This window comes from Pseudonocardia sp. (assembly GCF_050246655.1).
GTDB lineage: Bacteria > Actinomycetota > Actinomycetes > Mycobacteriales > Pseudonocardiaceae > Pseudonocardia.
On record NZ_JBFWVQ010000141.1, the window covers coordinates 1 to 12,622 of the forward strand.

General features: G+C 75.3%; 11 protein-coding genes and 1 pseudogene. 4 read left to right on the plus strand and 8 right to left on the minus strand.

The genetic code is table 11. The annotated features are described in order from the left end of the window. Positions 1 to 1,397, minus strand: a pseudogene (locus AB7J25_RS27295) (hypothetical protein); the annotation flags it as partial. Continuing rightward, complete coding sequence (locus AB7J25_RS27300; RefSeq protein WP_428513627.1) at positions 1,394 to 1,885, minus strand: NUDIX hydrolase; 492 nt, start codon at positions 1,883 to 1,885, stop codon at positions 1,394 to 1,396. The gene AB7J25_RS27300 and the pseudogene AB7J25_RS27295, both read right to left, overlap by 4 nt. Before the next feature lie 170 nt (positions 1,886 to 2,055). Here AB7J25_RS27300 and AB7J25_RS27305 point away from each other — a divergent pair, with 170 nt between their 5' ends. After that, a complete protein-coding gene (locus tag AB7J25_RS27305; RefSeq protein ID WP_428513646.1) occupies positions 2,056 to 3,438 on the plus strand; it encodes a CCA tRNA nucleotidyltransferase in 1,383 nt (460 codons plus the stop codon). A 35-nt stretch (positions 3,439 to 3,473) separates the two neighbouring features. Here AB7J25_RS27305 and AB7J25_RS27310 read toward each other — a convergent pair whose 3' ends face one another. Continuing rightward, positions 3,474 to 4,853 carry an MFS transporter gene (locus AB7J25_RS27310; RefSeq protein WP_428513629.1) on the minus strand — a complete coding sequence of 460 codons (1,380 nt, stop codon included), beginning with the start codon at positions 4,851 to 4,853 and terminating at the stop codon, positions 3,474 to 3,476. Between the two features lie 45 nt (positions 4,854 to 4,898). Between AB7J25_RS27310 and AB7J25_RS27315 the strand changes: the two genes are divergently transcribed. The 3 genes from AB7J25_RS27315 to AB7J25_RS27325 all read left to right on the plus strand — a co-directional run bounded on the left by AB7J25_RS27315 (position 4,899) and on the right by AB7J25_RS27325 (position 7,003). Further along, positions 4,899 to 5,495: a YqgE/AlgH family protein gene (locus AB7J25_RS27315; protein WP_428513631.1), complete on the plus strand. Its 597-nt coding sequence runs from the start codon at positions 4,899 to 4,901 to the stop codon at positions 5,493 to 5,495. A gap of 86 nt (positions 5,496 to 5,581) precedes the next feature. Further along, positions 5,582 to 6,079 carry a DUF427 domain-containing protein gene (locus tag AB7J25_RS27320; RefSeq protein WP_428513633.1) on the plus strand — a complete coding sequence of 166 codons (498 nt, stop codon included), beginning with the start codon at positions 5,582 to 5,584 and terminating at the stop codon, positions 6,077 to 6,079. 66 nt (positions 6,080 to 6,145) lie between these two features. Then, positions 6,146 to 7,003: an alpha/beta fold hydrolase gene (locus tag AB7J25_RS27325; protein WP_428513634.1), complete on the plus strand. Its 858-nt coding sequence runs from the start codon at positions 6,146 to 6,148 to the stop codon at positions 7,001 to 7,003. Here AB7J25_RS27325 and AB7J25_RS27330 read toward each other — a convergent pair. From AB7J25_RS27330 to AB7J25_RS27350, 5 genes are all read right to left on the minus strand, one after another. Next, a complete protein-coding gene (locus tag AB7J25_RS27330; protein WP_428513636.1) occupies positions 6,989 to 8,368 on the minus strand; it encodes a metallopeptidase TldD-related protein in 1,380 nt (459 codons plus the stop codon). The genes AB7J25_RS27325 and AB7J25_RS27330 overlap by 15 nt on opposite strands. After that, on the minus strand, positions 8,365 to 9,888 hold the full coding sequence (locus AB7J25_RS27335) for a TldD/PmbA family protein (protein ID WP_428513638.1): 1,524 nt from the start codon (positions 9,886 to 9,888) through the stop codon (positions 8,365 to 8,367). The genes AB7J25_RS27330 and AB7J25_RS27335 overlap by 4 nt, the downstream gene beginning before the upstream one ends. Before the next feature lie 36 nt (positions 9,889 to 9,924). Continuing rightward, the gene (locus AB7J25_RS27340; protein ID WP_428513640.1) at positions 9,925 to 10,179 is read right to left on the minus strand and encodes a hypothetical protein; all 255 of its coding nucleotides are present in this window, start codon (positions 10,177 to 10,179) and stop codon (positions 9,925 to 9,927) included. Further along, positions 10,176 to 10,967 (minus strand): hypothetical protein, encoded by a 792-nt coding sequence (locus AB7J25_RS27345; RefSeq protein ID WP_428513642.1) that lies wholly within the window; start codon positions 10,965 to 10,967, stop codon positions 10,176 to 10,178. The genes AB7J25_RS27340 and AB7J25_RS27345 overlap by 4 nt, the downstream gene beginning before the upstream one ends. 101 nt (positions 10,968 to 11,068) lie before the next feature. Continuing rightward, positions 11,069 to 12,622: DUF2339 domain-containing protein (locus AB7J25_RS27350; RefSeq protein ID WP_428513644.1), on the minus strand; the 1,554-nt coding region annotated here is incomplete at its 5' end.

Sequence of the window (12,622 nt, forward strand, 5' to 3'; positions counted from 1 at the left end):
TGCGGCGGGGCGAGGACGAGCGGGTCCGGGCCTGCCGCGAGGGTGCGGGCCCGGAACGCGAGCGTGCCGATCGCGTCCTGGGTCGAGAGCGGCGACGGCGTCCCCGCCGGGATCACCGCGGGCCGGATCTCCGTGGCGCGCACGGGCGGCGGCGTGTCCACCGGACCGGCCACGGCCCGGGCCAGCAGCGGGTCGGTGAGGACGACGAGCTGCGGGCGATCCGCGCCGGCGAGCGGGAGCACCCCGCTGGCCCGCTCACGGGTCCCGGAGACGGCGTCCGCGGACAGCAGCACCGCCCGGCCGAGCGGCGCGACCGTCCGCGACAGCGTGGCCTGGTCCAGCACGCCGTCGGCGGGCCAGGTGGTCGCGGCGAGGGGAGCTGCCCCCAGCGTGCGGCCGACGACCGTCCGGCCGTCGGTGATGGTCCCGGACGCGAGATCGGCGAGGTGCCCGCGGGTGAGGGCGACCAGGTCCGCGTCGGCCCACGGCAGAGCGAGCAGGCAGACGTCGCGCACCGTCGTCGTCACCAGGTCCAGCCATCGGCCCGCGGCCTCGCCGCCGGTTCCCGGAACCCGGCGGCCGTCCGGCGTGAGGACCTCGTAGCCGTCGCGCATGGCGACGGCCGTGGAGAGCAGCTCGGCATCGACGGCCACGCATGTCGACGCCCGCACCGGTGACCCGGCGGGCGCCCGCTCCGCCAGTGCCGTGACCAGCCCGTACAGGCGCCCGCCCGGCGCGAAGGACGTCGCGAGGGTGTCGTCGGAGAGCAGCGCGGGCTCACCCGGCACCGTCGGGAGCCGCCGCGGCGCGTCCGAGATGGGGTAGAGCAGCGTGAACGGCACGGGGTCCCGTGCCGGGGTCGCCGGCGCCGGGGTCGAGTCGACCGGGGGCAGGGACACCACCGCAAGCAGCATCCGGACGGCCGCGAGCCGCGCCCGGCCGGCGCCCTCGGGCGTGCCGTTGACGTTGATCAGCAGTTCGTAGACGCCGGGCCGGGCCAGCGCCAGCCCGTCCTCGCCCCGCAGCGGCACCGCGAACCGCACCGGGATCGAGGCCCCGGGGGCGAGCTCGCCCGGCAGGTCCACGAACGCCGACGCCGCGGCGTCCGCGTCGGCGTCGCCGCGCAGCGCGTCGCGCACGTCCCCGACCCCGTCCAGCGGCACTCCGCGCTGGGCGCGCACGGCCAGCGCGGACACGGCCGTCCCCCCGGAGTTGGTCAGCGTCGCGACGACGCTGAGCACGCTCGGCCCGTCCGCCGTCACGACCCGCGGCCCGATCTCCTCCACGTCCAGGCGTAGCGCCGCGGGGGCGGGGGACGGTGTGGCGGAGGCCGTCCCGGCCGGCGGGGCGACCAGGAGGAGCAGAACCATCGCGGCCAGCGCCGCGACCGCTCTCACGCGGTGTCCTCCAGCAGCTCGGTGGCCCGCCGGATCAGCCGGCGCTCGTCGGCGTAGGCGAGTCGGGACTCCAGCTCCTCCAGCGGCACCCAGGCCACCTCGGCGACCTCGACGTCGGAGTCGGACAGCTCGCCGCCGAGCGCGCGCATGAGGAAGTGATGCACGGTCTTGTGCACGCGGCGATCCTCGGCGACGAACCAGAAGTCGATGGTGCCGAGCGGAGCGACCACCCTGCCGATGATGCCGGTCTCCTCCTCGACCTCGCGCACCGCGGCCTGCTCGGCGGTCTCGCCCTCCTCGATGTGGCCCTTCGGCAGCGACCACAGCAGCCGCCCGCGGCGGTCCAGCCTGCCGATGACGGCGGCCGTCCCCTGCGTGTGGTCCACGACGAGCCCTCCCGCGGACGTCTCGTCCACGGTGCGTAGTCGCCTGCGTACCGGGGAACGCCCCGTCCGGCGCCCCCCGGAACGGTGACGGCCGGTCGACATACGGCGATCGTAACGATGGCCGGCGGGGGAATGCCGCTACGTCGCCCGACGGCCACCTCGTAAACTGGATCGCCGTGCCCGACACCGCCGTCCACGATCGCGTGGCGCCACCCGCCCGGCCTCCGGTTCCCGACGTCCTGGTCCGTGCCCAGGAGAATGCGATCGTGGAGATGGTCCCGGTACCCCGCGTCGCCGACGAGCTCGCCGTCCGGTTCACCGACGCCGGACACCGGCTCTACCTCGTCGGCGGGTACGTGCGCGACGCCCTGCTGGGCCGTCCCGGCTCGGACTACGACTTCACCACGGACGCCCGCCCGGACGCCGTCCTCGCGGCGCTCGCCGGCTGGGCCGACGCCGTCTGGGAGACCGGCATCGGTTTCGGCACCGTCGGCGCGCGCCGCGGCGGCGAGACCTTCGAGATCACGACCTTCCGCGCCGACGTCTACGACCGCGTCTCCCGCAACCCGGTCGTCCGGTTCGGCGAGACGATCGAGGACGACCTGGTCCGGCGGGACTTCACGGTGAACGCCATGGCGATGGAGCTGACCGGGGAACGCCGGTTCGTCGACCCGTACGGCGGGCTGGCCGCGCTCGCCACGGGTCGCCTCGACACCCCCGCGACACCCGAGGAGTCCTTCGCCGACGACCCGCTGCGGATGCTGCGCGCCGCGCGGTTCGTCTCGCAGCTCGGATTCCGCCCCGCCCCGCGCGTCGTCGACGCGATGACGGCGATGGCGGGCGAGTTGGACCGGATCACCCGCGAGCGGGTGCAGGCCGAGCTCACGAAGCTCATCCTCGGCGCCCATCCGCGGCGCGGGATCGAGTTGATGGTCGACACCGGGCTCGGCGAGCACGTCCTGCCCGAGGTGCCCGCGATGCGGCTCGCGATCGACGAGCACATGCAGCACAAGGACGTGTACACGCACTCGCTCGTCGTCATGGAGCAGGCGGTTTCACGTGAAACGGACGGCCCGGACCTCGTGCTGCGCCTCGCCGCGCTCCTGCACGACATCGGCAAGCCCGACACGCGCCGCCGCGAGCCCGACGGCCGGGTGAGCTTCCACCACCACGAGGTCGTCGGCGCGAAGATGGCGCGCAGGCGCCTGCGCGAGCTGCGCTACCCCAAGGCGATCGTGGACGACGTCGCCCAGCTCGTGTTCCTGCACCTGCGGTTCCACGGCTACGGCAAGGGCGAGTGGACCGACTCCGCCGTCCGCCGCTACGTCGCCGACGCCGGGCCGATGCTGGACCGCCTGCACAAGCTCGTCCGCTCGGACTGCACCACGCGCAACAAGCGCCGGGCCGCCGCGCTCCAGCGCTCCTACGACGGGCTCGAGGAGCGCATCGCTGCGCTGCGCGCCCAGGAGGAGCTCGACGCCATCCGGCCCGACCTGGACGGCAACGAGATCATGCGGCTGCTCGGCATCCCGCCCGGGCCCCTCGTCGGGAAGGCCTACCGGCACCTGCTCGCGCTGCGGATGGAACGTGGGCCGCTGCCGCACGCCGAGGCCGAGGCCGAGCTGCGGCGGTGGGCCGCGGAGCAGGGGATCTGAGCCCCGGGGCGTGCCGTTGCGGGGCAGTCAGCTGGTCAGCTGCGGGCCCGGCGCAGCAGCGCGTCGTGCGCCAGCAGGCCCACCAGGTACAGCGCCGCCGCCGCAGCGAGCAGCCCCGGTGCCCACCCGTTCGGGGGGCACAGCAGGGCCGCCACCGCGACTGCCGCGACGTAGCAGACGTTGAAGCCCGCGTCGTAGAGGGCGAAGACCTGTCCGCGCACGTCGTCGTCGATCTCGCTCTGCACGCCGGCGTCCGCGCACAGCTTCACGATCTGCCCGGTGCAGCCGAGCAGGAACGCCGCCGCGAGGACGGCGGGCGCCGACAGCAGCAGGGCGAGCCCTAGCTGCCCCACGACCGCGACGAGCAGCGCGATCCGCACCGTGCGTCCCCGTCCGAAGCGTCCGGTGAGCCATGGCGTGAGCACGGCCGCGACACCCAGCCCGGCCGCCGCCATCACCATGGCCTCGCCGACGCCCGCGAGCCCCGAGCGGACGAGACCGGCGTCGTCGAACGCGTGCCGGAACAGCAGCAGCGACACGAGCGTCGTGATGCCGAACGCGAGCCGGTGGGCGGCGAGGGCGAGGAACGCGGCCGCCACGGGCGGGGTGCCCGCGGTGGCCCTGGCCCCGACGGCGAGGCCCCGGGCGACGGCAACCATCGTGTGGCGCGGCTGCGGGGACGCGACGGGCGGATCGGGCGCGGCGACGCCGACGGGGTGGTCGGGGCCGAGCAGCCCCCGCCGGACACCGAGCGCCACCCCGGCCGCGATCAGCGATCCGACGACGGCGACCGCGGTGGTGACGGCCGACCCGGTGTCGCCCGGCCCGACGATCCCGCGCAGCAGGATCGCCGACCCGGCGCCGAGCGCGGCGAAGGCGGCGCCGAGGGTGGTGGCGACGACGTTCGCGGCGACGAGCCTGCGCCGGTCCACGACGTGCGGCAGCGCGGCCGAGAGGCCGGCCAGCGCGAACCGGCTCACCCCCGCCACCGCGAGCGCACCGAGGTAGAGGGGGGCGCCTGCGACCCCGGCCGCGACCGTGACCGCCACCGACGCCACGAGCACCGCGCGCAGCAGGCTCGCGACGAGGAGCACCTGGCGCCGGTCCCAGCGGTCCAGCAGCGCGCCGGCGAACGGCCCGATCACCGAGTACGGGATCAGCATCACGGCGAGCGCGGCGGCGACCGCCAGCGGATCGGCCTCCCGCTCAGGGTTGAACAGCACCGCGCCGCCGAGCGCCGCCTGGAAGAGACCGTCGCCCCACTGCGTCGCGAACCGCATCGCGAGCAGCCGGCGGAACCCCGCCGTCGCCCCGTACGCCGCCCGCCACGGACGCCGCGTGACCGACCGGCCACCCCGGGTGTTCAGCGGTGGGAGCGGAAGGGACTGCGGGGCCTCCGTCGGCACTGCGGGCACGGCGAGCAGGCTACGCCGTCAGCGGGGTGCGACGATGCGGATGTGGTGGACGATCGCTCCGCGGGACCGAGCACGGACCAGACCGAGGTCGCTCCCGGCACCCTTCTCGTGGCTGCCCCGGGGCTGCTCGACCCGAACTTCCGTCGCACCGTCGTCTACGTGATCGAGCACCGGCCGCGCGGCACGCTCGGGGTGGTGCTCAACCGGCCCAGCGAGGTGTCGCTGCGCGACGTGCTGCCCTCGTGGGAGCCGCTGTCGTCGCGGCCGCGGTCGGTGTTCGTCGGCGGCCCGGTCGAGTCGCAGACGGCCCTGTGCCTCGCGGCCCTGCGGGCGGGCCACGACCCGTCGACCTTGGACGGCCTGGTCGGCGTGCGTGGTCCGGTCGCTCTCGTCGACCTGGACGGCGATCCGTCGGCGCTCGCCCCGCGGGTCCGCGGCCTGCGGGTGTTCGCAGGCTACGCGGGCTGGGATGCGGGTCAGCTCGAAGGGGAGCTCGGCCGCGGGGACTGGGTCGTCGTCCCGGCGCTCCCCGACGACATCGTCAGCGGCCACGACGCCGACCTGTGGGGCCGGGTCCTACGGCGGCAGGGCATGCCGGTCGCCCTGCTCGCCACGTTTCCCGTCGACGTCCGCCGCAATTGACCCCGATCAGGTGATCGTCACCCCGGTCCGGTGACCGCCGGTCCGGCGGACGCCGGCCGGAAGATCCGCCCGGATACCGTTTCGTGGTGCCCCGCCCCTGCCCCGAGAAGCCCGGCCCGGGCCAGGAGTCCGTCTGGGACTACCCCCGGCCGCCCCGGGCCGAGGCCGTGTCGCGCCGCGCGGTGCTCCACCGCGGCGGGACGGTCGTCGCCGACACGAGCGACCTGGTCCGCGTCCTGGAGAGCAGCCATCCGCCCACGTACTACCTGCCACGCGCGGCGTTCGGGGACTACCTGCGTCCAGCCGAGCGGACGACCGTCTGCGAGTGGAAGGGCGTGGCGCGCTTCGTGGACATCGTGATCCCGGGCCTGCCGCCCCTGCGCGACGCCGGCTGGTGGTACCCGGTGCCGGAGGTGCACTACCCGGAGCTGCGGGACCGGGTCGCGGTGTACGCGGGATCGTTCGACCAGGTGACGCTGGACGGCGAGATCGTGGCGCCGCAGCCGGGCGAGTTCTACGGCGGGTGGATCACGAAGGACGTCGTCGGGCCGTTCAAGGGCGTGCCGGGCTCCTGGGGCTGGTGACCCGCCGTCGACCGGCGGGTTCGGGGCGGTGCGATGAGTTCCCGGGCGGCGGGCCGTCACCACACCATGACGCCCTTCGAGACCGGATACGCCGACGTCCGCGGCCTGCGGATGTACTACGAGCTCCACGGCCCGGCCGACGCCCCACCGCTGGTGCTGCTGCACGGCGCGTACATGTCGACCGGGACGTTCGGGCCGCTGCTGCCCGGCCTTTCCGAGCACCGCCGCGTGATCGTGCCGGACCTCCAGGGCCACGGCCGCACCACCGACGCCGACCGACCGATCACCTACGAGGGCATGGCCGACGACGTCGCCGCGCTCCTCGATCAGCTCGGCATCGGCCCCGCGGACGTCGTCGGCTACAGCATGGGTGCCGGGGTGGCGCTCCAGCTCGCCGTCCGGCACCCCCGGCTCGTGCGTGCCCTCGTCCCGATCTCCTGCTCGTACCGCCACGACGGGATGCAGCCCGCACTGCTCGAGTTCGTCCCGTCCATCACGCCCGAGCTGTTCGCGGGATCGCCGTTCGAGCAGACCTACACCGAGATCGCGCCGGACCCGAGCCGCTTCCCCGTGCTCGTCGAGAAGCTCCGGACCCTCGACATGACCCCGTTCGCCTGGCCCGAGATCGCCGAGATCCCCGCGCCGGTGCTCGTGGTCGTCGGCGACGGGGACTGCGTGACGCCGGAGCACGCCGTCGAGATGCTGCGCCTGCTCGGCGGTGGCGGGATGGGCGACATGGCACCGCCCGCGCGCAACCGCCTCGCGATCCTGCCGGGCACGAACCACTTCATGCCGCCGGGCCGCGGCATGCTCGACCGGCATGCCTGGCTGCTGCCGATGATCACCGACTTCCTCGACGGTGCCGACGAGGCCGACGGGCCGGCCGGCGAGCAGGAGCCCGAGGCGGCCTCAGCGGCCCAGTGACACCGAGGACATGTTGAACTCGGGCACCCGGATCGGCGGCATCGCCGTGCGGGTGAACCAGTCCTTCCACTCCCGCGGCAGCGCGCGTTCGGTCGTGCCCACCTCGGTGGCGCGGCGGAGCATGTCCAGCGGCGAGTAGTTGAAGCGGAAGTTGTGATCGACCTCCGCCACCACCTCGCCGCCCTCCACCAGGTAGACCCCGTCCCGGGTGAGCCCGGTGAGCAGCAGCGTCGCCGGGTCCACCTCGCGGATGTACCACAGGCACGTGAGCAGCAGGCCCCGCCCGGTGCGGGCCAGCATGTCCTCCAGCGTCGCGTCCGATCCCCCCGTGAGCAGGAGGTTGTCCCCGATCGGCGCGAACCGTGTCCCGTTGCCGAACTCGAGGGCCTCGGAGCGCGAGTACGCCAGCTCGGAGATCACTCCTTCGCGCACCCATTCCGTCCGCGCGAGCGGGGTCCCGTTGTCGAACACGCTGATCCCGTCCCCGGAACGGCCCGTGGCGAGGAACGGGGCGTACTCCAGCCCCTTCGCCGCCGGATCGCACGCCATCGTGAGCGGCAGCTCGGTGAGCCGTTCCCCGATCCGCGGCCCACCCGACCCCGCCAGCGCGCTGTGCCCCTCGTGCGCGGGGCGGCCGTCCATCGAGAAGGCCAGGTTGAGCGCGAGATCCGCCACCGCCGACGGCGGCAGCAGCGTCTCGTACCGGCCCGGCTCCAGGCGGACCCGCCGTGCCCCCCACTCCAGCCGCCGCGTGGCGTCGGCGGCCAGGGCCACCACGTCCACGTCGGTGAAGTCCGTCGTGGACGCGCCCGTCCAGGCCGAGCCGGACAGGTCGGGCGTCTTGACGTTGAGCTCCACCGAGCCGGTGGGCTGCACCCAGCGCCGCCGCACCCCCGTCGAGGTGCCCAGCCACACCGTCGCCAGCTCGTGGGAGGCGAACCCGTAGTGACGCTGCGGGCCCGCCAGCACCTCGCCGAGCCCGACCGCGAACGTCTCGTACACCCCGATCGACGTCTCCGCGGCCGGCTCGTCCCAGGCCGCGTCCGCGCCGTCCGGCTCGGGCAGCGGCATGGCGTCGCGCGCCGGCCCCGCGTCGCGGGCTGCGCGCTCGGCTTCGCGCAGGAGCTCCTCCAGGCCCGCGGTGTCCGTGACCGCGCTCGACGACACCACCCCCGCCGCCGTGCCGCCCTCGACCGCCACCATCACGATCACCGCCACCTCGCGGACGGTGGTGTGCCCGTTGGTGGTCATCGTCGAGTTCGCCCAGCGCAGCACGGCCTCGCTCGTCTCGGTGACGATCACCGCCCGGCCCACGTGCTCGCCGGGCAGCGCGAGCACGCGCTCGACGATCTCCTGCGCCCTCACTGCCCCTCCTGCTGCGTGTTGAGCACGTTCACCCCGAGGAACCGGGCCGAGGGGCATCCGTGGCTGACCGGCGCCACCTGCCCGGGTTGGGCCTTCCCGCAGTTCATCGCACCGCCGAGCTGCCACGTCGACGCGCCGCCGACGGCATCCATCGAGCCCCAGAAGTCCGTGGTGGTGGCCTGGTAGGCGACGTCGCGCAGCTGGCCCGCCAGCCGCCCGCCCTCGATGCGGTGGAAGCGCTGACCGGTGAACTGGAAGTTGTAGCGTTGCATGTCGATCGACCAGGACTTGTCGCCCACGACGTAGATGCCGCGGTCGACGCCGGCGATCAGCTCCTCCGTGGTGGTGTCGCGCGCCGGGTCCGGCTGCAGCGACACGTTCGCCATCCGCTGGATCGGCACGTGGTGGGGCGAGTCCGCGAACGCACACCCGTTGGACCGCTCCAGACCCAGCCGCGGGGCGAACGTGCGGTCCAGCTGGTAGCCGACGAGGATGCCGTCGCGCACCAGGTCCCACTCGGTGGTGGCCACCCCGTCGTCGTCGAACCCGACCGTCGCGAGGCCGTGGGGCACCGTGCGATCCCCCGTGACGTGCATGATGTCGCTGCCGTAGCGCAGCGTCCCGAGCTGGTCCGGGGTGGCGAAGCTCGTGCCGGCATAGGCGGCCTCGTAGCCGATCGCCCGGTCGTACTCCGTGGCGTGCCCGATCGACTCGTGGATGGTGAGCCACAGGTTCGTCGGGTCGATCACCAGGTCGTACGGGCCCGGGTCGACCGACGGCGCCTTCACCTTCTCCGCCAGCAGCTCCGGGATCCGCGCCAGCTCGCCGTCCCAGTCCCAGCCCGTGCCCGTGAGGTACTCGAAGCCGCGGCCCGCGGGCGGGGCGAGGGTGTCCATCGTCTCGAAGCCGCCCGAGGCCCGGTCCACCGCCGTGGCCGTCACCCCCGGGCCGATGCGCACCCGCTGCTGCAGCGTCGACGTGCCCGCGGTGTCGGCGTAGAACTTGCACTCCCGCACCTGCACGAGCCCTGCGCGCACGTGGTCCACCCCGTCGGACGCCAGCAGCCGCTGCGACCACTCCGTGAGCAGCGCGACCTTCTCCGCGACCGGAACCGTCAGCGGGTCGATCTCGTAGGCCGACACCCACTCGGCGCCCGCGTGCACCGGTTCGCCCGCCCGCTGCACCCGCTCCAGCGCGACCGGCCGCAGCGTGCGCGCCACCCGCACCGCCCGTTCGGCCGTGGCCGCGGCGCGCTCCGGGGTCAGCTCGACGTGCGACGCGAAACCCCATGTGCCGTCCACGATCACGCGCACCGCGAGCCCGACCGTGACGTCGTCCACCACCTGCGTGACCCGCCCGTCCCGCAGCGCGATCGACTGGCCGACCAGCCGCTCGACCCGGACATCGGCGTGCTCGGCGCCCAGCTCCCGGGCCCTCGACAGCGCCGCGTCCGCGAGGGTGTGCAGGGCGATCGCGCGGAACTCCGGATCGATCCCCTGATCGGTACGGTCGATCGGCATGCCCGCAACGTAGTACAGGTCACCGACAGGACGTGATCATCCGGGCCACAGCTCGCCGTCGGAGCCGTCGGAGCCGTCGGAGTCGGGGCCGAGGACGCGCACCCCGCCGCCGGGGCCGAGCGCGACGACCTGGTCGGCCCACCCGTCCCCGTCGAGGTCGGTGTGCACGAGCAACTCCCCCGCGGTGCGGGTGAGGGCGGTGTCGGCGCGCCCGTCGCCGTCGGTGTCGATACCGCAGGACACGTCCACCCGGTCGGGGACCGACGCCGGGGCGCGCGGCGCCGCGCTCACCGGCCCGCTCCCGGGGCCAGCTCGGCGAGCTCCGCGTCGATCCCGGCCCGGGCGGCGGCGATCGCGGCGTCGAGCTCGCCTGCGGCCTGCTCGATCCGCAGCACCATCCGGGCGAGCGCGGCGTCCCCGTCCGCGCGCACAGCCAGGAGCACCTCGTCGGACCAGCGTCGCAGCCTCGCCCGCTCGGCGGTCGCCGACTGGTGGCCGCCCACCAGCACGGCCGCCCCGAGACCGAGGGCGCTCGTCGCCACGACCGCACCGGGCGAGGCCACCGACAGCCCCGTCAGCGGCAGGGTGGCCGCCGGCAGCAGCGCCGCCCGCCAGCCGCCCGCGATCGACGACCAGGGCGACCCGCCGGGCTCGGTCGCCGGTGCGGGCAGCGGGCGCGGGGGATCGTCCGCGAGCACCGGCCAGGCCGCGCCGACGGGGATCCCGCGCCGGGTCGCGACCCGCCGGGCCGCGGCCCGGACGGTGCCCGCCCGCCGGGGTGCCGCCCACGCCCGCAGCCGCTCGGCCGCGTCGAGCAGGACCGCAGGGAACCGCGCCCGCTCGCGGCGTTCGGCGGCCTTCAGGAACGCGCGGGCCTCCGCGGCGAGGCGGCCGGTGGCGTCCGCGAACTCCGCGGACGCCCCGAGGCGGGCGATCGTGAGCGCGGACCGCAGGTCGCGGTGGACACCGGCGAGACGGTCCCGGGCGGCGCGCAGCTCGGCGCGGCGGGCACGGACGGCGTCGGCGTAGCGGTCCGGGACCTCCGGGGTCGGCACAGGGGTGGCGACGGTGATCGGCATCGACGCAGGATGGCGCGCCGGGCTCGGCCGCAGCGCGCATCGCGGACGTCCGGTGTGCGATCGGGAACGCGCCTGCCGGGGCGCGCCCGATCCACCCCGGTCTACCGCCCGTCCGGGCCGTCGGCCGCGGGCGCCTCGCCGGGTGCCGCGGTGCGCTCCCCGGTGTTCTCCTCAGTGTGCTCCCCGGGGCGTCCCGCCTCCGCCTCCGCCACCAGCCGGGCGTACCGCGCGCCGGCGGCGAGGATCAGCAGGCCCGCACCGAGGAAGGCCACGACCTGGGCGAGCCCGTCGAGCGCGGCGAGGTCGAACAGCACGAGCTTCGCCACCGCCGCGGCGACCAGCGCCAGGCCGGTGATCCGCAGTGCCTGGCGGCTGATCCCCCACGCGAGCAGGACGAGCGCGCCGATCGTCCACGACACGGTGACGAGCGCGTGGCCCGCGGTGAACCCGACGGGGCCGCCGGTCACGAGCAGAGCCGCGGTGATCACCACCCCGGCCGCGCCGTAGAGGCCGACGAGTCCGGCAGGCACCCACAGCCAGGCCGTCGCCGCGTCCGGGCGGATCAGGCCGAGCCGCCCCGCCGCGACCAGGGCCGCGATCGCGAACGCCAGCATCAGCACCGACACGACGAGCCCCCCGACCAGCGCCGGGACGACCGCGACACCGTCGACGAGGTAGGGCCACCCCGGACGGACGAGCGCCTCGAGCGGCGCGTCGGCGATCAGCGCCGCACCCACCCCGACGAGCCCGTAGGCCGCGGAGACGAACAGCGGCAGCCTCCTGCGGAGCACGGTCGCGACGATCGCCAGCACCGTCGCCTGGCCGAGGAGCACCGCGGTGCGGGTGGCGCCGTCGAACGCGAGCGCGGTCGCCTGGAAGAACACGACGGCCGCGGCCGCGATCGCCACCGTCCGCACGGTGCCGGAGAGGTGGGGCAGCGCCGCGGCGGCCAGCAGCGCCACGCCCGCACCCGCGGCGAGGGCGACCCCGCCCCAACGGGCCAGGTCCGGGGCCGCGACCAGCAGCGGGACGGGCGCGGCGGCCAGGATCGTCGCGACCGGGACGTCGGAGAGCTTCCGCGCGCCGAGCACGGCCGTCAGCAGGCCCACGACGAGCACCGCGACGATGCCCACGACGGCCGAGCGGGGCGCGTCGGCGGTCTCCTCGACGGCCAGCAGGATCCCGTACAGCACCGGGCCCGCGGCCGCGATCAAGGCCGGTGCAGGCCAGGAGCGGCGCAGTACCACCGGCAGCGCGGCGACCTGCAGCACCAGCACGAGCGCGACCAGCAGCAGGCCCGTGACCAGCACCGGCGCGAGGGCCGCCGCCCCGACGACGACACCGCCGCCGAGCAGCTGCGAGCGCCACCGGTCCGCGAGCCCCAGCCCGCCGAGGGCGACCACCAGCGCCAGGACGAGGGCGGGGACCTCCGCCAGCCCGACGACGAACGTCGCGCCCGCGATGACCAGGTACAGGGTGGCGAAACCGGTGGCCGCCAGGGCGAGGGCGCCCGTCCGCGAGGACTCGCGGCGGTGCAGCCACATGCCGGTGCCGATCAGGGCGGCGCCGAGCACGCCGCCGAGGACGATCCGGGCCTCCGGGGAGAACCAGCCGCGCTGCACGGCGAGGACCACGAGCGACACGACGCCGATCAG